This window comes from Ruegeria lacuscaerulensis, assembly GCF_013033355.1.
In the GTDB taxonomy this organism is placed as follows: domain Bacteria; phylum Pseudomonadota; class Alphaproteobacteria; order Rhodobacterales; family Rhodobacteraceae; genus Ruegeria; species Ruegeria lacuscaerulensis_A.
In genome coordinates, this window is sequence record NZ_WQDY01000002.1 from 1 (window position 1) to 20,789 (window position 20,789).

Below are 20,789 nucleotides of genomic sequence, written 5' to 3' on the forward strand. Positions count from 1 at the left end.
AAGGGGGTTCTAAGGTCTACCCCACAAAGCCGCAAGCAGAAAATTTGAAAAATTCCATTTTTTTTGCATTCTTTTATTTTTTCCCTTTAAAACAACGATCTAATCACCACCCTTCGACGTCATTTCCCTCCAATTCAGCGTCGAACAACAGCCCAAGGTATGGGATTACAACAAGGCGGGTCGAACAACACCCTATATATAGTGAGCAGTAAGCCGACAGACACTAGAAGCTCTCGACTCGTGCGTCTCTTTGCGAGTCGAAACCTGCGGCGCAAAAGCGAGATTCCGGCAGCCACAGCGTGTCAAAAGTGGATCTACGCGCTCAAATGCTTGCGTATCAACTGCGGATGCGGTCAGGTCACGGCAACCAAGCTGAATTGACGAAATTCCATGACCCAAGTGCCCGATCATAAATTCCCGCGCGTGCGCACCGTCGGATACGACGGTTTGCTGGTTTCCTTTGGTGACACAATGGAAGAATCCTCGAACCGGGCAGCCTTGGCGTTTCGCGATCTCATCGACAGCGAAAACTGGGAAGGCGTACTTGAAACCTCGGCCACTTTGGCATCCGCTTATATACGGTTCGATACCAAACGTTTGTCACATGCCGACCTCGATGCCAGGGTACGCGGGGCTTTGGGCCACCAAGACTGGTACTCTGCGCCCATGCCCATGGGACGCAGGTTCTGGCGCGTTCCAACAGTATACGGTGGTGAGCTTGCACCCCAGCTTGGCGACGCGGCAAACGCAGCAGGGTTAAGCGTCGAGGAAGCTATCCGTCGCCTGTCGGAAACTCGCGTCCGCGTCCTGACGATTGGGTTCGCGCCGGGGCAGCCATATCTGGGCCCGCTTAGACCCGAGTTTAACATACCCCGACTTCAGGATTTAACCCCGATGGTGCCCGAGGGCGCGCTGGTTCTGGCAATATCGCAGTTCGTACTTTTTTCAGGACCAACTCCGACGGGATGGAGGCATGTCGGCCAAACCGCGTTCCGATGCTTTCGCCCCGAAGCAGAACACAGCTTTGCCCTGCGCCCCGGCGACGAAATGCAGTTCGTGCCGATTTCCCGAGACGCGTTGGAGGATATCCGCGCAAACAACGCCGACGGCACGGGCGGCGCAACTTGTCAGGAGATCAAGCAGTGACTCTGACCGTTCTGCGCATCGGCCCAGCCTGCACAATTCAGGACCAGGGACGTATTGGATATCTGGATCAAGGTTTGTCCAGATCCGGGGCTGCTGACATCCTTGCCCTGCACGAAGGGGCTGCGTTGTTGGACCAGAGCCCGGAACTTGCAGCGTTGGAAATGGCGGGCATGGGTGGAGAGTTCGAAGCGACCCAAAGCACATATTTTGCCCTCACTGGCGCACCGATGCAGGCCAGTATTGATGGAAGTCCCGTGCCGTGGAATGCCTCTCATCAGATCGAGGCCGGGCAACGATTGGTGATCGGAGCTGCGCTGCGTGGCAGCTATGGCTACCTTCATCTTGGTGGCGGTATAGACGTGCCAGAATTTTTGGGGTCCCGCTCAACGCATCTGACCGCGAAGATTGGGCGAGTTGTTCAGCAAGATGACATGCTGAATAGCCCCAAGGGCGCGGGGCGTGCTGGTTGGAAGTTAAGACCAAAGGACAGGTTCTCGGGCGGACTTTTGCATGTAGTCGCCAGTTTTCAGACATCCCTGTTTGATCAAAGTACTCTGGACCGGTTTGCCGCCACCAGCTTTACGCGCGGTGCAAGGGCCAACCGCATGGGGATGCAATTGGAAAGCCACGGACCCGGATTTGCGGCAAAAGGGCAGCTTAATATCCTATCCGAGATCATCACACCCGGCGACATCCAAATGACCGGCACTGGAAACCCGTTTATCCTGCTGCCGGAATGCCAGACCACTGGGGGTTACCCACGTATCGCCACGGTCTTGCCTTGCGACATCCCTCGGGCGGCACAAACGCCAGCTGGTGCTGAAATTCGGTTCGAATTCGTGACGCTTGAGGAGGCTGCGACGCTACAGGCCCGCCACTCTGCCGACCTGATCCGGCTAAACAGTCAGATCGAACCGCTGGTGCGCAATCCTCATGACATCCCGGACCTGTTGTCCTACCAATTGATCGACGGAATGATCTCTGCCACCGACTAAAGGAGTTTTGCCGATGCCCAGCGTCGATCTGAATGCCGATATGGGGGAAAGCTTTGGCCCCTGGAAGATGGGCGATGACGATAGTCTGCTGAGGATCATCACCTCGGCCAATATCGCTTGTGGCTTTCACGCGGGTGATTGGGATGTGATGGCGCAGACGATGAAACTGGCCGCTGAAAACGGCGTCGGTATCGGCGCACATCCCGGCTTTCCTGATCTGCAGGGCTTCGGCCGCAGAAATATGAAAATCCCCCATGCGTCCCTGCGCAATCTGGTGCGGTATCAATTGGGGGCGGCTTTAGGTATGGCCAAGGCCGTTGGAACGCAGGTCCGGCACCTGAAATTACACGGCGCGTTGGCCAACATGTGCTCGGTCGACGTGGATATGGCACGAGCGTGTTATCTGGGCGCGCTGGACGTGGATCCCGATATCATCATCATGGTGCTGGCCGTCACCAAACAGGAAGAAGCTGTACGCGACCTTGGCTGCAAATGGGTCGGAGAGATCTTTGCCGACCGCGCTTACAATGACGACGGAACGCTGGTGGATCGAAGCCTGCCCGGAGCAGTCATTCACGACCCTGAACTTGCCGGGCCACGCATCCTGAACATGGTGCGCGAAGGGGCCATCATCACCGAATCCGGCAAACGACTGGAAACCTCGATCGACACAATATGTCTGCACGGGGACGGCCCTACGGCGGTGCAAATCGCAGCTTCGGTGCGGGAAAACCTGATTGCAGGCGGGGTCGAGGTGACGAAATTCATCCGCTGATCAGATTGGCTTAAGACAGCACGCGTATACCGCCGATGTTGCCGGGGTGAGGTTCAGCCCCTAGCATGACCACAAGTTCATGTTCTGAGTGCCACAATCCCGGCAACACCCTGCACCACCTGCAATGCGCAGGAGCAAGGAGATAGCTTTATGTCTTTTGATCTGATGTCCTACGAACCCCGCGGCGACAAGAAAAACTCGGACTTCTTCAACGAGTATTTGCCAAAAATCTACGAACGCCGCGCCAGCTCGGGCGTTGCCGATCTGGTCGGGGCGATGAAGGCCATCGTGATACAGGTCGAATCCGATGCGCTGTTTGACACACTGGTCGAGCTTTACGTAATGACGCCCTATCGCCACACAGCCAGCTATCTGGGGCGCACGCATAAATTCTCGGTCCTGCATTCACATTCCGACTACCCTGCCCTGATCGTGATGGCACCGCTCAGCCCAGCTTTCGAAGACTTTATTCCCCGTATCAATCGCATGTATCCGCTGGCCCGAAAGACTCCGCAAACCCGATATGTCGGAGAGGTCTTCGGCGCGTCGGACCTAGCTGCGTTGACCCAAACGCTGGAGGATCAGAATATTCGGTTCGAGTATTCAGGCGACACCGAAAACCCGTTCTATACGCTGCTGGGTTTTCAGTTCACTACACCTTCGGATTTCACCTGCAATCGGGTTGGCTATTCCAATCTGGACTTCAACGACACGGATAGCCTCGGTCTGGGCGACCGTGTTCTATTGAGCGACAGTGAGCAAGCTCGTCTGAATCAGGCTGCCGCGTTTGGGGCTGACAGCAATATCGCACCGCTCATGCTAGGTATTGATCACCTCGCCACGCGTGTTCTTGCCGGAGAACGCGAGGACGCGATCCTCGAGTTCCTGACGATGGTGCCCTACTATTTCTGGGGCGCGTACAACATCTTCGACATGAATTCGTCCACCAATGTGAACCGAAACCCAAACGTAGATGACGACAAGAAATCACCTGCCAAAGTGTTCACCGCCAACAACACGCCGTCCTTCGTGAATTCCTTTGCCAAACTGCCAATGCCGACCGAGGATTTTGTCCGGAATTTCGGCCGTCGCCTACATCACATGGCGGTCGAGATTCAGGATGGCGATCATGGCGCGGGTGAAAAGAATGTGGATTTCGTGGTAAACACCCTCAAAGACAAAGGCGTGCCGTTTCTGGCCCATGTAGTAGGCGAGTGCAAAGACGATCCGAACCTCAAGCAGATATTCTCAAAACACTCAAAAAACACGCTGCTGATCACGGAATACATTGAACGCTGCCACAAATATGATGGCTTTTTCACCAAGGACAATGTCGCCGCGTTAACCGCCGCCGCCGGTCAGGATGAGCAGTACCAGCACGGTCATGTGTTCGACTAAAGCCTGCAAGCATCTCCGAAACGCTCTGGGACACGAATGTCCCGAAAATGGCAAACGCGTCGCGGGATGTTCTCACGTGAGCCAAACTCCGAAAAAAAGGCTGGGAGTTCCTTCGCAACCCCATCCAATCAGGAGAGAGAATGTCGGGTCTTATGACGGCCCAATCATGAAACACGTGACATTTCGGGCCTGCAACCTGCGGCAAGCCAGATCGGCCTGTTCGCGGGTCATGCCCTGGAACGTCGCATCGAAACCTCGTGAGCTTTGATTCACCTTGCGTAAGGTTCCTTCCAGAGTGGTCATTTCGGCCAAAGCGGTTTTCAGCAGCACCTTCTCGGCCTCGTATCGTGTAGTATAGCGACCTACATTGACACCCCAAAGATGCCCGCCCGAGGTAGAAAGACGGGTGACAATTTCCCTTTCCGGCTCTGGCTGAGCAGCTGGGTTGGTCGACGCCAGAACCAGATCATCAGGACGAGGTGCCGGGCGCACCGTTCCGTCATCCGGGGTCTGGATATCAGCCGCTGCGATTGCCGCTGCGATTCCATTCTGAATTCTGCTCTCGTCTTTTGCGGCTGCTGCGGCAACTGTTCCGGCGACTTGAACTGCAGCTGCGCGGCGCAACACGGGCCGCAGGCTGGCCGTTGGCGCAGTGGTTAGGCGCGCGACCTGCGCATTCAGGCCCACATTTCCAGCGTAAGCCGGACGGGCAGGTTTACGGATAGGCGCACGGGATGGAGCGCGACGGAAGCCCATATCCAGCAACTCAGCCACTTTGGCGTTGCGCGATGCACCAGATTTTCCGCCGAAGACGGTCGCGATGATCCGCTCATCCTTACGCTTGGCCGAGGCTACCAGATTGAAGCCCGCCGCTCGTGTGTATCCTGTCTTGATCCCATCGGCACCCTTATAGGCGGCCAAAAGGCGGCGGTTGGTGTTCGGAACCGTTTTGATCCCTGCATGAGTCGATTGACGTGAAAACAGGTTGTAATACTGCGGATAGTCATACAGGAGATGCCGCCCCAGCGTCGTCATGTCCCGCGCGGTCGACAAGTGGCCGGACTCGGTCAATCCATGCGCATTCTTGAAGGTTGTGCGGCTCATACCCATAGCTTTAGCGGTGCGCGTCATACGACGTGCAAACGCGGCCTCGGATCCACTAATGGCAATCCCGATAGCGGTCGCCGCGTCATTGGCGGATTTCACGGCGGCCGCGCGGATCAGGTACCTAAACGCAATCCGCTGACCCGAGCGCAACCCTAGCTTGGACGGAGGCTCTGCCGCAGCTGCTTTGGTGATACGTACCTGCGTATCCAACTCGATCTCACCATTCCGGACAGCCTCGAACGCTATATAGAGCGTCATCATCTTGGTCAGCGAAGCCGGGTGAAGTCGGGTATCCGCGTTGCGCGAATGCAAAACCTCACCCGTGCGCGCGTCAATCACCATCGCCGCATAGGGCGCGGCAACCGATTGCAACGGCGCAAAAGAAAGCAGCCACACGAATGCTAAAAGAAATAAGCCCATTCGGGCCGGAACTGTCCGCCGAACCTGCACGATCTTTGCCTCTGTCTACCTCGGGCCGCCGGGTTTTCCCGGTCAGCAATTAATTTATTTTATTACCCGTAAGGCTAACACAGAGAACGTCCGAAATAAACCGAAAGCTGGTAAATTCGATCTTTCTTTCGGCGCGCAGTCACCCACAACATATGGTCGACCTGCGCACCTCAACCACCAAATCGTCCTCCGATCTGGTGCCGCCGCACATAGCCTATTCAATTTTTTGTAACTGGGACCATTCGGCAACATCATGCAAGCGTGCGAACAAGGCTCGCCAACTCACCCAGATCCCGCAATTCCTTGTACCGGTTCGAACAGGTGGGGACTTCGGCTTTTTCGATCTCCCAGACCAGCCCATGGGGGACGTAGACCCCCCAGCAGCCAGCCTCGATCGGAGCCACGACGTCGGATCGCATCGAATTGCCAACCATCATCGCTTGGGTAGGGCCGGTTCCATGGCGCGCAAATATTTCATGATAGGTTTCAGCCGTTTTCTCCGAAACGATCTCGACCTCGTCAAAAAGCTCGCCCAAACCAGATTGCGCCAGCTTCCTTTCTTGATCAATCAGGTCGCCTTTGGTGATCAGCACAACCTTGTGAGTCGCCCCGACTGCTTCGACCGCTTCGCGGGCATGGGGCAGCAGTTCGATCGGATGGGCTAACATGTCTTGCCCCGCGTCGATCAACTGACGAATGACCGAAGCCGGTACACGATCTTCGGTGACCTCGATCGCGGTTTCGATCATCGACAGAATGAAGCCTTTGATTCCATACCCATAGTGTCGGATGTTGCGTCTTTCTGCAGCAAGCAGACGATCCATCAGATGATCCCGATCGGCATGGTCCGCCAGCAGATCGGCGAAATAGGCCTGCGTCAGTTGAAAGAACCGTTCGTTGTGCCACAACGTGTCATCAGCATCAAACCCAACGATGGTCAGCTTGTCTTCCATTGCGATTACGTCCTGCTGGCTCTTTTCTCTGGCCCCTAGGACGTTATATAACCGCTCAGATAAACCGAAGCCTGAATCGGACTTTTGCGCGCAATGTTTGAAAACCCTTGGATGATGTCTGACAATTCGGACGACGACGGCGACTCGTCCGTCCTAATTCAAACGCGCCCTAAAACCAAGCGCCCGCCGCTCTACAAGGTGCTGCTGCTGAATGACGACTACACCCCGATGGAGTTCGTTGTGCACGTGCTGGAGCGCTTTTTCGGCATGACCCACGCCGAAGCGTTCGAGATCATGCTGACCGTGCACAAGAAAGGCGTCGCCGTGGTTGGCGTATTCAGCCACGAGATCGCCGAGACCAAAGTGGGTCAGGTGATGGACTTTGCTCGCCGACACCAGCACCCCCTGCAATGCACAATGGAACGCGAAGAGTAGCGTCTGCTCTTCCAACGAACGCGTATGTCCCCTCGCCTTGATCTTGCCCTGAACAGCGGCCTTTCGCTGTCACAGCCGCTGACGGTGATCGGGCCGACACCAGCCCATGACCTGTCCCAACTGCCTCGCGATACGCAGGTGGTACAGCCCTTCAAACCGTTCCATGATCATTTCGCGGCACAAGGTTTTGACGTTATCCCCGAGACCCGTGATCCATGCCAGGATGCGGTGATATTCCTGCCCCGCGCAAAAGCTTTGGCCCGCAGCCTTGTTCAACAAGCCTGCCTGCGCGCCAAGGGTACGGTTGTGGTGGACGGGGCCAAAACCGATGGGGTGGACAGCCTGCTGAAGGACATCCGAAAGCGTGTGCCGGTCGAAGGGCCAATTTCCAAAGCGCATGGCAAAATCTTCTGGTTTGCCTCTGATCCAGAGGCTTTCGCCGACTGGGCCGCGCCCCATGGGCAAATGGTGGACGGGTTTACGACCGCGCCCGGTGTGTTTTCGGCGGACGGAGTGGACCCGGCCTCGGCCCTGTTGCTGGGCGTCCTGCCCGCAAAATTGGGCGCACGGGTGGCGGATCTGGGTGCGGGCTGGGGGTATCTGTCTGCCAACGTGTTGCAAAAACAGGGGTTACGCGCCCTATACTTGGTTGAGGCCGACCACATCGCCCTGACTTGTGCCAAGACCAATATCACCGATGACCGGGCGACTTTTCACTGGGCCGACGCGGTAACGTGGCGCGCACCCGAGGGGCTGGACGCGGTCGTTATGAACCCACCCTTTCACACTTCGCGCAGCGCAGACCCCGCGCTGGGTCAGGGCTTTATTCGATCCGCCGCACGTAACTTGGCAAAACATGGTGAGCTGTGGATGGTGGCCAACCGCCACCTGCCTTACGAAACCACGCTGAACGAAGCTTTCTCGCGCGTCGACGAAGTCACTGGCGACAACCGGTTCAAGGTGTTCCATGCCTCTCGCCCTCGGCGGTGATCCCGGTTAATCTGCGCGCAACTCAGGGAGACAACGCATGTCCTTTTCCATAGCAGGCAAGACCGCCATCGTCACCGGTGGCGCCAATGGCGTCGGGTTGGCCATTGGGCGGCACTTCGCGGATGCGGGTGCCAATGTGATGTTTGCCGACATGGATGAAAAGCGGCTGACCGACGAGTTGGGCGAGCAAGCCGACGACAGCAATATCCGCTTTTTCGCCGGCGATTTACGGGAAAAGCTAACCATCGCAAACCTGCTTTCCGCCACGATAGACGCCTTTGATCAGGTGGATATCCTGATCAACGGGTCGCGGCAGGTTATCCCGTCCGATCCGTTGGATACAGATGACGACTCGGTCAAGACCCTGCTGAATCAGAATTTGATGCCAGCCCTGCGTCTCAGCCAGGCTGTCGCCAAACGCATGATCAAACAATCCGGAGAAGGAGACGGCCCTGCCGGATCGATTATCAACCTGTCTTCGATAGCCGCACGTCGAACACATCCGGATCTGATGGCCTATTCCGTCTCGACCGCTGCGCTGGATCAGATGACGCGGTCACTGGCCGTGGCTTTCGCCCCGCACCGCATCCGCGTGAACTCGATCGCGCTGGGTTCGGTCATGAGCGCCTCGTTGCAGTCAACGCTCAAGGAAAACCGCGATTTCCGAGACGATATCGAAAAGCACACCCCGTTGGCCCGCATTGCCGCCCCCACCGAACTGACCGAGACGGCGCAGTTTCTGGCCTCGGACGCGGCAGGTTTCATCACCGGGCAAATCCTGACCATTGACGGAGGTCGCACCCTGCTGGACCCCGTCGCAGCACCGGCGCACTGACCCCATGTTTGACACCGAAAAATCCACCGCCTCCGCGTGGTTCCGCACCCTGCGCGACCAGATCGTAACTGCGTTCGAAGCCCTGGAAGACAGCCACGACACTGGGCCGTTTTCCGACGCCACCCCCGGCCGCTTCGAAGTGAAGGAAACCACCCGCCAATCAGACGACGGATCAGATGCGGGCGGCGGTTTGATGTCGGTGATGCGCGGCGGGCGCGTGTTTGAGAAAGTGGGCGTCAATATCTCGACCGTTTACGGCACGCTGGGCGATCGCGCGCAGCAGGCTATGGCTGCGCGCAAAGGCATTCCGGGCATGACCGAAGACCCGCGCTTCTGGGCCTCGGGCATTTCGCTTGTGGCGCATATGCAGAACCCGCACGTACCAGCGGTGCATATGAATACCCGTATGTTCTGGACGCCCCACGCCTGGTGGTTCGGCGGCGGGTCTGACCTGAACCCGTGTATCGAATATGACGACGACACCGCCCATTTCCACGCCACGCAAAAGGCGCATTTGGACCCGCATGGGCCGGCGCATTACCCGCGCCTCAAGGACTGGGCGGATGAGTATTTCTACATCCCGCACCGCAAACGCGCGCGCGGTGTGGGCGGCATCTTCATGGATGACTACTGTACCGGCGACTGGAGCGCCGATTTCGCACTGACGCAGGATATCGGCCGCGCCTTTTTGCCCGCCTTCCTGCCCTTGGTCGAAAAGCGCCGGGTGCATGGGTTTGATGATCCAGACAAAAACACTCAACTGGTGCATCGTGGTCTGTATGCCGAGTACAACCTTGTCTACGACCGAGGCACCAAGTTCGGACTGGAAACCGGCCACGACCCAGATGCCGTTTTGATGAGCCTGCCTCCACTGGCGAAATGGGTGTGATTACTTCTTCATCCTGATATCCAGAACAGCGTCGTAACAATAGCTTTCAGCCTTGGATGCCGAGTAATTTTCGCCCACATACTTCACGGTGATCGAATGTTTGGATGTCGTGTCGGGCTCAACTTGCGGGTCCAGGGAAAACTCTACGGTTCGAATACCGGGCTCATATGGCTTTGAAAGATAGATACGCCGGGTCGACTCAGTTCCCAGTGTCCTGATCGCATAGTCCCCAATCCCGCACCAATACGCCAACGCAACTGATGACCCGACCACATTAACTTCAAAATTGCCCGTTTGTAATGGCGTCACGTGAACTTGAAAGGTGGGGAATATACCAATACCCGGCTGATCCGCCTGAGCTTCCGCACAGAGAAGCAGCGCAAAAGCTAAAGGCATACATTTAAAGAGTTTCACGGTCGATTACCTCTGCGCAAGTCACAGCAGCCCTCATTGGCCGCATCCCTTGACTACGCAGCGTTGTTGAACCGCAAAGCGCTGGCAAAACACAAAAGCGTCATTCAGTCGTGATGAATCCCAGCAAAGCCTTTAGGGCCTCAGAATCCGAAATCGAGGAAATTGTCATAGCAATAGGTCTGCGCGGATCCCGCCGACAGGTTCTCGCCCACACGTTTGACCGTGACCGAGTATCCCGGAGTGGTATCGACCCCTTCTGGTGGGGTCAGTGAAAACTGAACCGTCCGGGTTTGTTTTTCATAGGCACGCGTGATGTAAATCCGCTGGGTCGCCTTGGTTCTGAGTGTTCGGATCGCATAATCCCCAATACCGCACCAATACGCGACCGGCGCCGTGGTCCCTCGGGTTGATACCTCGTAGATGCCATTGCCTTTGTCCGCCACTTCAACCCGAACCGCAGGATTAAGATTCACTCCGAAACCGATCGCCTGAGCAACCCCTGGCAACAATACAATCGCCGCAATGGCAGGCATTTTCCGAAACCGCATAATCCCTTACCCTTTCACACTAAACACCGCAGAACAAAGCATAGACAACATCACAGTCTAGTAAAGTTCCCGCACCACAACGTGCTATTCGCTAATCACACGCCCGCCCACATTCTGTGGTGCCAGCGCAACCGTCTTGATTACCGCATAGCAAAGCTGGCCCGGTTGCAGGCCCAGCGCGTCGACCGAACGGCGAGTGATGCGAGCAAGAACAGATCCCGCCGGAGTTTTCACTGAAACGATCGCCCCCGGACCTTCGCCTGCGCGAATGGTGTCAACCGTACCTTCCAGCATATTCAGCGCCGACAAACCCTCGGGCCGTTTGTTGGACAAGATGACCTCTTGGGCGGGGATACGGATTCGAAGGTCATCGCCAATCTGATGCGGAATACGCGGCAGGAACAGGCTTGTCCCGCCCGCGTTCAACTCGGTCAGACCATCGGAATGGTGCTTGGCAACCCGCACTTGCAGCACCGCCCCGACCGCGCGAATACCCGCAGGCGCAACCGATGGGTCGGCCAGCACTTCTGAGGCTGGCCCGTGTCGTACTGCTTTTCCGTCTTGTAACGCCACAACCGACGTCGCAAGGCGCGCCACCTCGGCGGCAGAGTGTGTGACGTACAGAATGGGCACCGAAACCTCATCCCTGAGGCGTTCGAAATAGGGCAGGATCTCGGCCTTGCGCGCATCGTCCAGCGCCGCCAGCGGCTCGTCTGCCAAAATCAGGCGCGAGCTGGCCAGTAAGGCCCGGCCAATCGCCACGCGCTGTTTCTCGCCCCCGGAAAGGCCAGCAGGACGGCGGTCCAGCAGATGGCCGATCCCCAACATCTCGATCACCTTGTCGGGGTTCTCGCGCGGCGCGCCCTTGGGCGCGAACCAACGGCCGTATGACAGGTTTTGGCGCACCGTCAGGTGGGGGAACAGCCGCCCCTCTTGAAAGACATAACCCAAACGCCGCTTATGCGGCGGAAGCCACAGATGTTTCTCGGTGTCGAACAGCTCCCATCCATCAACCGCGACACGGCCCGAAGTCGGTTTGAGCAATCCAGCGACGGCATTGACAACCGTCGTCTTGCCCGAGCCCGAGCGTCCGAACAAAACAGTCACGCCGGACGGTGCATCAAAATTGAGATCCAGTTTGATGTTGGGCAGATCATGCCGCAATCGGACAGAAAGGCTCATGACCCGGCCACCCTTGCTGCGACACGGCGGGCTATGAACTCTGACGCCAAAAGCGCGCTTAGAGCGATAACAACCGATATAACAACCAACCGCGTGGCGGCCGCTTCACCGCCGGGAACCTGAAGAAAGGCGTAGACCGCCGACGGCAGCGTTTGGGTCTGCCCGGGGATATTGGACACGAAGGTAATGGTGGCGCCGAATTCGCCCATCGCCTTGGCAAAGGCCAGAATAGCCCCGGCGATAACGCCCGGCAGGATCATCGGCAGAGTGACGGTCGCAAACACCATAATGCGCGAAGCCCCCAATGTAGCCCCAGCCTGCTCTAGCTTGGGGTCCACCGCTTCGATCGACAGCCGGATCGCGCGCACCATTAAAGGGAATGCCATGATCCCCGCCGCTAGCGCTGCACCGGTCCAACGGAATGCGAACACAATTCCGACTTCGGACAGGGCGCGACCCAACGGCCCCTGAATGCCAAAGGTCAGCAAGAGGAGGTAGCCAGTGACTACCGGCGGCAGGATCAACGGTAAGTGCACGAGCCCGTTCAAGACCTGTCGTCCCGGAAATCGCCAGCGGGCCAATGCATAAGCAGTGAAAACTCCAAAGGGCAAAGTTACCAGCGTGGCCCAAAAGGATACGCGCAATGACAGCCTCAGGGCCTCAAGCTCTTCGGGACCCAACCATCCCATCGCTTATTGCTCCGGCAGGGAAAAGCCCTGCCTTTCAAAGATTTCTTGCGCTTCGGGCGATTGCAGATGCTCCAAAAAAGCAAGTGCCTCTGGTCGGGCAGACGTTGTCACACCAGCCGGATAGATGATCGCAGGGTGCAAATCAGACGAAAACTCAGCGAGTACGCGAACGCGGTCTTCGACCACGGCGTCCGATCGGTATACAATGCCCAAGGGGGCTGCTCCTGCCGCAACCAGAGCAAGCGCTGCACGCACATTGTCGGTTTGCGCCACTTGCCCCTGAACACTATCCCACAGGTCCAGACTGCGCAGCGCCGCCTTGCCATAGATCCCAGCGGGTACAGCATCGACCAATGCCATGGCCAGATGCCCACCGGCCAAAGCCCCCGCCAGATCGGTTTCTGGGGTCACCTCGTGCATGTCGGGGGCCGAGGTGCCGCCAATGAGAACCAGCCCATTGCCCAACAGATCGACCCGCTTATTTGCTTCGATCAGGCCCTTGCCCTGCAGGACATCCATCCATTCGACATTCGCCGAAATGAATACATCCGCCGGTGCGCCCAGCTGAATCTGACGCGCCAGAACCGAGGAAGCCGCATAGGAAACCGTGATCTCTTGTCCGGTCTGTGCCTCAAACGCCGGAGCGATCTCGTCCAGAGCATTCTTCAGACTGGCTGCTGCAAAAACCAATATGCCGTCTGCCCCCGCGCGCAGCGGAGCCAGTGTAAACATAGCCAGAACGATGGCCGCAAGAAATACACGAAGCAGACGTGACAGGATCATCTCATTCCCGCCCCTCGGGGTTAAGGTCCTCTTGGGGATATCTGAGGCACCGGGGGGCGTGCAAGCGCCGATGCGCCTCAGGTTCACCCAAAGGGCAGAGATTGCTGGAAAATCCTTGCCCCAAGCCATTTTCGTCAACAGACTCAGCGACAATGTCGCAAACGATCTTGATCCTGATACGTGTCACGGGGATGCTGCGCGCGAGTCAGGAACAGGAAAGCCGACATGTTGCACACTATCCCAGGTTTGATCGACGCCGTACGCGCGCGTTTTGCCCATGTCGAAAGCTGTCCCTTTCAAGGGCCCCGGATTTTCTTTGAAAACGCAGGTGGGGCCCTGACGTTGAATTCCGTGGTCGAGACGTCGGCCAAGTTCGCCGCTATCCCTGACAACCAGGGGCGCGACAACGTCGCTAGCCATGCGCTTGTCGACACCATCAACACCGCCAAGGCTGATTTAGCTGTGTTCATGAATGCGCCTTCAGGTCAGTTTTTTGTCGGTGAAAGCGGGACCGAACTGCTGTTTCGTATGATCCGCACCGCCTGCGTGAACGCGCCCAAAGGCGGCAAGGTCATCGGCAGTTCCATCGAACATCCCGCCAGTCGTAGCGCCGCCCACCGCTGGGCTGCCGTTGCTGGGCTGGACTATGTGAACGTCCAGCACGACAACGATACAGGTCTCGTCACCGCCGAGGCATTCCGGGCTGCGATGACTCCGGATGTCTGTGTCGCCACGATCGTTCACGCCTCGCCGGTCACAGGTATGGGGATGGATGTGGCAGCCATCGCGCGGGCCATTCGTGAGGTCTCGCCCGAGTGTTTCATCATTGTGGACGGTATTCAGCACGCGGCTCACGGGCAGTTGGATATCAACAGCTACAATGTCGATGGTTATGCAATCTCACCCTACAAAGTGTTCTCGCGCCACGGGTATGGCATTGCATGGATATCGGACCGGCTGACCGCCCTTCCCCACGACCAATTGATCGACGCCCCGTCAGAAGGGTGGGAATTCGGAACCCGCGACACCGGTTCTTACGCGACCATGTCCGACGTGGTGGCTTATTTCGAGTGGCTGGGCGACCGGGTCTCGGACCACACGGACCGCCGCGCCCGGATCGAGGCTGCTGGCCGCGCCATCCATGCCTACGAATCGCATCTGACAGATGCAATGATCAACGGCATCGGCAATCTGCCAGGCCTGCGCGATATGGAGCACGTTTCAATTCTTGGCGGCGCAAACAACCCTGCCCGCGAAGGGTTGGTTTCAATTGTCGTGCGGGATATCCCCTCTGCCGATGTTGTGACACGCCTGAATGACCAGGGCATCCGTACCCACATCCGCAAAGCCGATCACTACAGCGGCAACGTTCTGACCCCGTTGGGGCTGAACGACTGCATCCGCATATCGCTTTGTCACTATAACACCGAACAAGAAGTCGCCCAATTGCTAGCCGCAGTGAACGAGATGACAGCTTGATCAAATAAATTCTTCCAGACCCTCTTGCACCCGGGCGCTGGCTTGGCTAAATGCACCGTCACGGGTGATTAGCTCAGTTGGTAGAGCGCTTCGTTTACACCGAAGATGTCGGGAGTTCGAGTCTCTCATCACCCACCATTCCCTTCATTTTCAATGGTTTACTCAGGGTCTTGTAACGAGAACTTGGAGACTATTTGAGGATGAATGTACGGGAATCGAAACCTCAACACCGTGTTGGACTACCCAGAGGATTGTTCCTCAGAGGCAAAGGGTACGCTCTCAGGGTGGCTGTACCGACTGAGTACCAAGACATTGATGGCAAACGAGAGATCGTCCGAGGGTTAGGAACTCAGGACCTAGCCGAAGCATTGAAGCGCCGTCCAAGAGTCTTTGAAGGAATCATTTAAGCGATCACCGAAGGACAAACAGCGTCTCAAGTTGTTGGCCCTAATAAACCGAAGCAGGGGAATACTGTGGGAGATACCGCCGACAGGTGGATGGCTGAAGCGGACGGGATAAGTAACAGCACGAGGGTCAGATACCGCCAAAATCTTAGGACATTTGAGGCGTACTCTGGAAACACACAGGTCACGGAAATAAACCGCTCTCTGGCACTGAGCTTCATTGAGAACCTTAAGGCCACTCCCTCAAAGCGAACTGGGCTAGCACTCTCAGGTCGCTCTCTTCGAACATGCCAATCATGCTTGGCTTCTTATTGGCGTGTGCTGAATCACGGGGGTTTGGTTGATCCCGATATGCGGAACCTATTTGGCTCTCTCATGAGGCGTGTGGCAGGAAAAAGAAAGAAGAAACACTTACGTGTTAAGAAACTGAGGCCTGTCACTAGAGATGAAACTCAAAAACTGCAGTACATCGCTGGCAACAATGGCCTCAAATATCAGTTCGGGATGTACGCCACAGTAAGACTGTTATAGGTCACTGGATGCAGGCTCAATGAAATCTGCTCGAGGTACATGAAGGACATTAAAGACAGAGGGGATCACATCAAAATCAGCATCCCTCAGAGCAAGACAGAAGCCGGAATAAGAGATGTAATGATCGTTGGCGCACAGGATTGTCAGCTACTCCGGGAAGCTACCAAAAGGGCAACGATTGTAGAGCCAAGTTGTCCAGAGAATATCGGTAGGTTGTTTCCTCGTATTGCTTTGGGTGGCTACGATAGACACCCCAATCATTATCTCGGGAAGGCGCTTGAGAAAGCCCGGAAGAACCTTGATGGCGATAATTCCAATTGGGATATGCATTCGTTCAGGAGAACGGCTGGATTTCTCGCCGCCCTGCAAAATCCAATTTGGAGCGTGTGCAGAAATATCTTTGCTGCAAGCGTGCGCAGCGAGAAAGTCAAATTCACAAGATGGGCTCAAAACAGACATCGGAGGTGGTGCAGGATAACGTGTGGGAGGCGATCTTCGGACCCCCACTCACGACCCATTGCCGACATTAAACCCATTGGCTGGATGCCGCAGTCGCAACCCGCACTGCTGCTATTCGTTGCACTTGCTCGGTTTTAGTTATCGCAGACGTCTGGACCGCGGACAAAGCGGACGCTCAATCGTTTGATCTTCGCCCCGATCTGTATTCTGGAAGTTTGGCCAAGGCCGATTTTAACGCGTCACCCCATCCATCGGAAACACTGCGAAAGTACTGATCGTCAGCTTCGAATCTTGACCGCGTACCGCCATCAAGGCTGTCTTCATCGTAGAGAAGCAGGTCGAGCGGCGCCCCGACAGACAGATTGGCCTTAATTGTGGAGTCAAAACTGACAAGCAAGAGTTTCACGGTTTCTGGAAAACTCATTTCCGGATCGTAGGCTCGCACCAGAATAGGACGGCCATATTTTGTCTCACCGATCTGAAAGAACGGGGTGTCGTCGCCGGCCTCGATAAAATTGCCTTCAGGGTAGATCAAAAACAGGCGAGACGGACCGCCCTTGATCTGGCCTCCAACAATGAGCGTCGCGTGAAAAGCGCTGTCAGCTTGCTGACCGGACCGGGCATGCTCCTCGATGACGTCGTTCAGCGTAGCCGCGACCAGTTGCGCAACTTGAAACATTGTCGGTGCTTCTAAGATCGATGGTGAACGATCTGCCGGCGCTTTTGTTCTTTCTTCTAGGAGACTTATCGTTGCCTGAGTAGTGGCCAGGTTTCCGGCCGTTAGGATTATGATCGACCGGTCACCTTCGACTGTCCAGTTGAACATCTTGTTGAAGGTTGAAACATTGTCGACGCCGGCATTCGTGCGCGTATCGGACATAAATACCAACCCGCGGTTCAACCGCATGCCGACAGCATAGGTCATTCATGTCTCCGTTATTGCTGTGCGACTTGCAACTGCACTGTCAATTGCTCGCCCGCTGTCCCAATTCTGTTCCCTATTACCGGGGCGGCTTGGGCATAGTCCAGACCGGTTGCGACGCGTACGTATCGATCATCTGGCGAAATCCCGTTTGAGACGTCAAATCCGACCCACCCAAGCCCGTCCAAATGAACTTCGGCCCAGGCATGGGTCGCGTCCTGCAGCTCCGTTTCGTTCATCATCAAGTAGCCCGAGACGTAGCGTGCTGGCACTCCGAGCTGTCGGGCGCAGGTAATGAAGATGTGCGCATGGTCCTGACACACGCCGCGCTCGGCTTTGAGGGCATCTTCTGCGCTCCAGCCCGGGTGTGAACTTCCAATTTCGTACGAGACCGTAGCTCGAATTCTTTCGGACAGTGTATGCATCTGCTCCAGCGGTTCGCCGTTGGGCAATGCGCTTATCAGCTCTGCAACTCTTTTCCCCGGCGATGTCTGCGGAGTGCTTCTTTTGAATAACCACAAGGGCGTCGACCCTTCGTGACGCCCCAGAACGCCGTGCGTGTCTTTCACTTCAACAATGCCTTCGGAGATCAACGAGATGCTTTGGGTGTTTGTTTCGAAACTGATCAATTCCACCGTGTTGCGGTGGTAGTCTTCAAATGTCAGCTCTTTATGCCCACCGGTGATCTGGGTGCTCCAACTCACAATGCTCTGGTTTCGAAATGACTTTGGTGTTTTCCGCAGCTGTTGCAGACCGAAGGGAACCGGCGCGTCGAAATCGTATCGTGTCTCGTGTCGAATGTGCAGTTTCATTGGCTACTCGTAGAACCTGTAATCAATCTCGATCTGACGGCTCAAATTGCCGAGATCGGTCAGAAAATCCTGAATGTACTCATGCAGACCGAATTCAAAAATATCGGAAATTTTCTGATCCAGGTATTTCTTGTAGAGAGCATTTGATGCCTCGCACGAAGGCCCAGCAAAGCCGTAGTCTTTCTTCAGGTAGGACAAGTTTTCCTGAATCTTTCTGCAGCAGAAGTGCAAACTGCGAGGCATCCGCTGATCCAGTATCAAAAACTGAGCAATATCAGACGGCCGAGTTTTCTCACCATGGGTCATCCGATACCCTCCACCAGCGCCGACGGAACGGAGAATGCTTTCCCATTGGATGTTGTCCAGTGATGAGCCGACCGAGAAGGCTGTGGGCAGAAGAACATAGTACTTCACGTCCAAAATGCGCCCAGTATTGTCCGCCCGTTCGACAAAAGTCCCGATGCGGGTGAAATCGAAAATGTCGTTACGCAGCATGGTCCCCAAAGTGGCACCACGGACCAGAGCCGCCTGTTGTCGAATGAGTTCCAACGTTGCAGGTAAGTCCCGCTCATTCACGCGTCGTTTCATCACCTCGTCGATCTGCATCCAGGTGGAGTTCACTGCGCTCCAGACATCATGGGTGAGCGCTGTCCGAACAAGGCGCGCGTTGTCTCGGGCTTGCTTGATAACCGACTTGATCGAGGATGGGTTATCAGCGTCACGCAGCACCCAATCGACCGCATTGTCCTTTGAAATCTCGTCATACTTAGCGTGGTACCCATCCAGAACACCGGCCGTTTTTAGAACCGAACCCCATTCCTCGGCAGAGTTTTTGGTACGGGTCAACGCCATTCTCTGACCTGTTTCAAGCAGCCTCGCCGTATTTTCCGCTCGCTCAAGATACCGGGACATCCAGAACAACCCACCAGCAGTTTTTCCCAGCATGGTCAGTCCTCCAGAACCCAGGTGTCTTTGGTCCCGCCACCCTGGCTTGAATTCACGACCAGCGACCCTTTCTTAAGAGCCACGCGGGTCAGGCCGCCGGGGGTGATCTTGACCCCTTCGGGTGAAACCAAAACGAAAGGACGCAGATCGACATGTCTGGGGGCCAGCCCAGAACGCGCGAAGATCGGCACCGTCGAAAGCGACAATGTCGGCTGAGCAATATAGTTCGCTGGCCTCGATATGAGCTTGTCGCGGAAAGCTGAAATCTCTTTCTTGTTGGCAGTCGGGCCGATCAGCATCCCGTAGCCGCCAGACCCGTGCACTTCTTTCACTACAAGCTCGGAAAGATTGTCCAGTACATAAGACAAAGAGTCGGGGTCGCTACACCGCCAGGTAGGAACATTCTGAAGCAGAGGCTTCTCGCCCGTGTAGAACTCAACGATCTCGGGCATGTAGGAATAAATAGCCTTGTCATCGGCTATGCCTGTTCCCGGCGCGTTGGCGATCGTGATGCCGCCAGCGCGGTATACGTCCAAAATGCCTGGCACGCCCAATGCGCTATCAGGGTTGAAGTTCAGCGGATCCAGGAAGTCGTCATCAACCCGGCGATAAAGCACGTCGATGGGTGTATAGCCTCTGGTGGTGCGCATGCAGACACGTCCGTCGACAACCCGCAGATCGTGACCTTCGACCAATTCCACGGCCATCTGATCTGCGAGGAACGCATGTTCGTAGTAAGCCGAGTTATAGATGCCCGGGGTTAATACCGCGACAGTGGGTTCCCCGTCTGCACAAGCCGGTGCACAGGCTGCCAGCGACCGTCTTAGATTGCGGGGGTAGTCAGAAACATTCCGAACGTTGGTCGCGCTAAAAAGCTCAGGGAACATCTTTAGCATCGTCTCCCGGTTCTCCAGCATATAGCTGACCCCGGATGGCGTTCGGGCGTTGTCTTCCAGAACGAAAAACTCGTCTGGGCCGGTTCGCACCAGATCGACGCCGACAATGTGCGTATAAACCTGACCGGGCGGTGAGACGCCAAGCATCTGCGGCAGGAACGCTTCGTTTCCGGCAATCATCTCAGCCGGCACACGCCCGGCCCGGACTATTTCCTGACGGTGATAAATGTCGTGGAGAAATGCGTTGATTGCCCGCACCCGCTGTTCGATACCGCGTTCCAGCCGCTGCCATTCGCGCGCTGAAATGACTCGTGGCACGATATCAAACGGTATAAGGCGTTCCTCAGCCTCGGCTTTGCCGTAGACGTTAAAAGTTATGCCCGTCAGCCTGAAAACCTCTTCGGCTTCGCGCTGTTTCGCCCTCAGTCGTGATACGTCTTCCGCGTTGAACCAGCGGCCGATCTCTTCGTATGGACCTCTGAGTGACCCATCGCCGTTGAACATTTCATCAAAATACACACTCATGCTTTGAGTTTTACGCATAGATCAGATTTTTCAAGTCATTCAGGCTTGGTTGGAAGCTGCCTTTAGAAGGAGCGTCTAATTTTCAGGCTAACTGGATAGTTTCGTGAACTTAACAACGTGGCGTTCTTCGTGTTTCCACTTGAAGTCACATACAGTGTTTTGAGTTCAACAGTATCTGGTTTTGTACTGCATCCGAACGTCCACATTGGGCTTATTCCAGACTTCGG

The 20,789-nt window shown here is 56.1% G+C and carries 21 protein-coding genes and 1 tRNA gene; 11 read left to right on the forward strand and 11 right to left on the reverse strand.

Translation table 11 applies throughout. From position 1 onward, the window contains the following. The first annotated feature begins 390 nt into the window (after positions 1 to 390). The 4 genes from GOW48_RS03360 (at position 391) to GOW48_RS03375 (ending at position 4,314) form a co-directional block, all read left to right on the forward strand. Positions 391 to 1,146: a 5-oxoprolinase subunit B family protein gene (locus tag GOW48_RS03360; protein WP_170751402.1), complete on the forward strand. Its 756-nt coding sequence runs from the start codon at positions 391 to 393 to the stop codon at positions 1,144 to 1,146. Further along, the gene (locus GOW48_RS03365) at positions 1,143 to 2,141 is read left to right on the forward strand and encodes a 5-oxoprolinase subunit C family protein (protein WP_170751404.1); all 999 of its coding nucleotides are present in this window, start codon (positions 1,143 to 1,145) and stop codon (positions 2,139 to 2,141) included. The genes GOW48_RS03360 and GOW48_RS03365 overlap by 4 nt, the downstream gene beginning before the upstream one ends. A gap of 13 nt (positions 2,142 to 2,154) precedes the next feature. After that, entirely contained in the window at positions 2,155 to 2,916 is a 762-nt protein-coding gene (locus tag GOW48_RS03370; protein ID WP_170751406.1) for a LamB/YcsF family protein, read from the forward strand. A 150-nt stretch (positions 2,917 to 3,066) separates the two neighbouring features. Next, on the forward strand, positions 3,067 to 4,314 hold the full coding sequence (locus GOW48_RS03375; RefSeq protein ID WP_170751408.1) for a hypothetical protein: 1,248 nt from the start codon (positions 3,067 to 3,069) through the stop codon (positions 4,312 to 4,314). A gap of 150 nt (positions 4,315 to 4,464) precedes the next feature. Here the strand turns inward: GOW48_RS03375 and GOW48_RS03380 are convergent, their stop codons facing one another. Together GOW48_RS03380 and GOW48_RS03385 are read right to left on the reverse strand one after the other, a co-directional pair. Then, positions 4,465 to 5,841 carry a D-alanyl-D-alanine carboxypeptidase family protein gene (locus tag GOW48_RS03380; protein WP_170751409.1) on the reverse strand — a complete coding sequence of 459 codons (1,377 nt, stop codon included), beginning with the start codon at positions 5,839 to 5,841 and terminating at the stop codon, positions 4,465 to 4,467. Between the two features lie 281 nt (positions 5,842 to 6,122). Further along, positions 6,123 to 6,824, reverse strand: coding sequence for an HAD family hydrolase (locus GOW48_RS03385; RefSeq protein ID WP_170751412.1), 702 nt, complete (start codon positions 6,822 to 6,824; stop codon positions 6,123 to 6,125). Between the two features lie 93 nt (positions 6,825 to 6,917). Between GOW48_RS03385 and clpS the strand changes: the two genes are divergently transcribed. From clpS to hemF, 4 genes are read left to right on the forward strand one after another with little or no spacing between them, the layout of a single operon-like run. Next, the gene (clpS, locus tag GOW48_RS03390) at positions 6,918 to 7,259 is read left to right on the forward strand and encodes an ATP-dependent Clp protease adapter ClpS (RefSeq protein ID WP_170356801.1); all 342 of its coding nucleotides are present in this window, start codon (positions 6,918 to 6,920) and stop codon (positions 7,257 to 7,259) included. Between the two features lie 24 nt (positions 7,260 to 7,283). Then, positions 7,284 to 8,249 (forward strand): class I SAM-dependent methyltransferase, encoded by a 966-nt coding sequence (locus GOW48_RS03395; RefSeq protein ID WP_170751414.1) that lies wholly within the window; start codon positions 7,284 to 7,286, stop codon positions 8,247 to 8,249. A 37-nt stretch (positions 8,250 to 8,286) separates the two neighbouring features. After that, positions 8,287 to 9,084, forward strand: a complete 798-nt coding sequence (locus tag GOW48_RS03400) for an SDR family NAD(P)-dependent oxidoreductase (RefSeq protein WP_170356805.1) — start codon at positions 8,287 to 8,289, stop codon at positions 9,082 to 9,084. Between the two features lie 4 nt (positions 9,085 to 9,088). Beyond that, complete coding sequence (gene hemF, locus GOW48_RS03405) at positions 9,089 to 9,973, forward strand: oxygen-dependent coproporphyrinogen oxidase (RefSeq protein WP_170751416.1); 885 nt, start codon at positions 9,089 to 9,091, stop codon at positions 9,971 to 9,973. Here hemF and GOW48_RS03410 read toward each other — a convergent pair whose 3' ends face one another. The 5 genes from GOW48_RS03410 to modA form a co-directional block, all read right to left on the reverse strand. After that, on the reverse strand, positions 9,974 to 10,387 hold the full coding sequence (locus GOW48_RS03410; protein WP_331251862.1) for a hypothetical protein: 414 nt from the start codon (positions 10,385 to 10,387) through the stop codon (positions 9,974 to 9,976). 140 nt (positions 10,388 to 10,527) lie between these two features. After that, entirely contained in the window at positions 10,528 to 10,935 is a 408-nt protein-coding gene (locus tag GOW48_RS03415; protein ID WP_170751418.1) for a hypothetical protein, read from the reverse strand. A gap of 84 nt (positions 10,936 to 11,019) precedes the next feature. Then, a complete protein-coding gene (gene modC / locus GOW48_RS03420) occupies positions 11,020 to 12,117 on the reverse strand; it encodes a molybdenum ABC transporter ATP-binding protein (protein WP_170751420.1) in 1,098 nt (365 codons plus the stop codon). Further along, on the reverse strand, positions 12,114 to 12,806 hold the full coding sequence (gene modB, locus GOW48_RS03425) for a molybdate ABC transporter permease subunit (RefSeq protein WP_170751422.1): 693 nt from the start codon (positions 12,804 to 12,806) through the stop codon (positions 12,114 to 12,116). The genes modC and modB overlap by 4 nt, the downstream gene beginning before the upstream one ends. A gap of 3 nt (positions 12,807 to 12,809) precedes the next feature. Then, the gene (gene modA / locus GOW48_RS03430; protein ID WP_170751424.1) at positions 12,810 to 13,589 is read right to left on the reverse strand and encodes a molybdate ABC transporter substrate-binding protein; all 780 of its coding nucleotides are present in this window, start codon (positions 13,587 to 13,589) and stop codon (positions 12,810 to 12,812) included. A gap of 225 nt (positions 13,590 to 13,814) precedes the next feature. Between modA and GOW48_RS03435 the strand changes: the two genes are divergently transcribed. From GOW48_RS03435 to GOW48_RS22760, 3 genes are all read left to right on the forward strand, one after another. Then, positions 13,815 to 15,068, forward strand: a complete 1,254-nt coding sequence (locus GOW48_RS03435; RefSeq protein ID WP_170751426.1) for an aminotransferase class V-fold PLP-dependent enzyme — start codon at positions 13,815 to 13,817, stop codon at positions 15,066 to 15,068. A 62-nt stretch (positions 15,069 to 15,130) separates the two neighbouring features. After that, a tRNA-Val gene (locus GOW48_RS03440) sits at positions 15,131 to 15,206 on the forward strand. 62 nt (positions 15,207 to 15,268) lie between these two features. After that, the gene (locus GOW48_RS22760; protein WP_414478908.1) at positions 15,269 to 15,475 is read left to right on the forward strand and encodes a DUF6538 domain-containing protein; all 207 of its coding nucleotides are present in this window, start codon (positions 15,269 to 15,271) and stop codon (positions 15,473 to 15,475) included. 1,162 nt (positions 15,476 to 16,637) lie between these two features. On the opposite strand, the gene GOW48_RS03450 is transcribed toward GOW48_RS22760, so the two are convergent. The 4 genes from GOW48_RS03450 to GOW48_RS03465 are packed head-to-tail and all read right to left on the reverse strand — an operon-like array spanning position 16,638 to position 20,562. Next, complete coding sequence (locus GOW48_RS03450) at positions 16,638 to 17,387, reverse strand: proteasome-type protease (RefSeq protein ID WP_170751430.1); 750 nt, start codon at positions 17,385 to 17,387, stop codon at positions 16,638 to 16,640. A gap of 11 nt (positions 17,388 to 17,398) precedes the next feature. After that, on the reverse strand, positions 17,399 to 18,196 hold the full coding sequence (locus tag GOW48_RS03455; RefSeq protein ID WP_170751432.1) for a transglutaminase family protein: 798 nt from the start codon (positions 18,194 to 18,196) through the stop codon (positions 17,399 to 17,401). 3 nt (positions 18,197 to 18,199) lie between these two features. Continuing rightward, complete coding sequence (locus tag GOW48_RS03460; RefSeq protein WP_170751434.1) at positions 18,200 to 19,141, reverse strand: alpha-E domain-containing protein; 942 nt, start codon at positions 19,139 to 19,141, stop codon at positions 18,200 to 18,202. A 2-nt stretch (positions 19,142 to 19,143) separates the two neighbouring features. Continuing rightward, positions 19,144 to 20,562, reverse strand: coding sequence for a circularly permuted type 2 ATP-grasp protein (locus tag GOW48_RS03465; protein WP_170751436.1), 1,419 nt, complete (start codon positions 20,560 to 20,562; stop codon positions 19,144 to 19,146). Between the last annotated feature and the right edge of the window lie 227 nt (positions 20,563 to 20,789).

What these genes read in the sequence shown, in the direction of transcription:
- GOW48_RS03360 (WP_170751402.1), top strand. Translation starts at nt 391, where the DNA reads ATGACCCAAGTGCCCGATCATAAATTCCCGCGCGTGCGCACCGTCGGA.
- GOW48_RS03370 (WP_170751406.1), top strand. Translation starts at nt 2,155, where the DNA reads ATGCCCAGCGTCGATCTGAATGCCGATATGGGGGAAAGCTTTGGCCCC.
- GOW48_RS03375 (WP_170751408.1), top strand. Translation starts at nt 3,067, where the DNA reads ATGTCTTTTGATCTGATGTCCTACGAACCCCGCGGCGACAAGAAAAAC.
- GOW48_RS03380 (WP_170751409.1), bottom strand. Translation starts at nt 5,841, where the DNA reads ATGGGCTTATTTCTTTTAGCATTCGTGTGGCTGCTTTCTTTTGCGCCG.
- GOW48_RS03385 (WP_170751412.1), bottom strand. Translation starts at nt 6,824, where the DNA reads ATGGAAGACAAGCTGACCATCGTTGGGTTTGATGCTGATGACACGTTG.
- clpS (WP_170356801.1), top strand. Translation starts at nt 6,918, where the DNA reads ATGTTTGAAAACCCTTGGATGATGTCTGACAATTCGGACGACGACGGC.
- GOW48_RS03395 (WP_170751414.1), top strand. Translation starts at nt 7,284, where the DNA reads ATGTCCCCTCGCCTTGATCTTGCCCTGAACAGCGGCCTTTCGCTGTCA.
- GOW48_RS03400 (WP_170356805.1), top strand. Translation starts at nt 8,287, where the DNA reads ATGTCCTTTTCCATAGCAGGCAAGACCGCCATCGTCACCGGTGGCGCC.
- hemF (WP_170751416.1), top strand. Translation starts at nt 9,089, where the DNA reads ATGTTTGACACCGAAAAATCCACCGCCTCCGCGTGGTTCCGCACCCTG.
- GOW48_RS03415 (WP_170751418.1), bottom strand. Translation starts at nt 10,935, where the DNA reads ATGCGGTTTCGGAAAATGCCTGCCATTGCGGCGATTGTATTGTTGCCA.
- modC (WP_170751420.1), bottom strand. Translation starts at nt 12,117, where the DNA reads ATGAGCCTTTCTGTCCGATTGCGGCATGATCTGCCCAACATCAAACTG.
- modB (WP_170751422.1), bottom strand. Translation starts at nt 12,806, where the DNA reads ATGGGATGGTTGGGTCCCGAAGAGCTTGAGGCCCTGAGGCTGTCATTG.
- modA (WP_170751424.1), bottom strand. Translation starts at nt 13,589, where the DNA reads ATGATCCTGTCACGTCTGCTTCGTGTATTTCTTGCGGCCATCGTTCTG.
- GOW48_RS03435 (WP_170751426.1), top strand. Translation starts at nt 13,815, where the DNA reads ATGTTGCACACTATCCCAGGTTTGATCGACGCCGTACGCGCGCGTTTT.
- GOW48_RS22760 (WP_414478908.1), top strand. Translation starts at nt 15,269, where the DNA reads ATGAATGTACGGGAATCGAAACCTCAACACCGTGTTGGACTACCCAGA.
- GOW48_RS03450 (WP_170751430.1), bottom strand. Translation starts at nt 17,387, where the DNA reads ATGACCTATGCTGTCGGCATGCGGTTGAACCGCGGGTTGGTATTTATG.
- GOW48_RS03455 (WP_170751432.1), bottom strand. Translation starts at nt 18,196, where the DNA reads ATGAAACTGCACATTCGACACGAGACACGATACGATTTCGACGCGCCG.
- GOW48_RS03460 (WP_170751434.1), bottom strand. Translation starts at nt 19,141, where the DNA reads ATGCTGGGAAAAACTGCTGGTGGGTTGTTCTGGATGTCCCGGTATCTT.
- GOW48_RS03465 (WP_170751436.1), bottom strand. Translation starts at nt 20,562, where the DNA reads ATGAGTGTGTATTTTGATGAAATGTTCAACGGCGATGGGTCACTCAGA.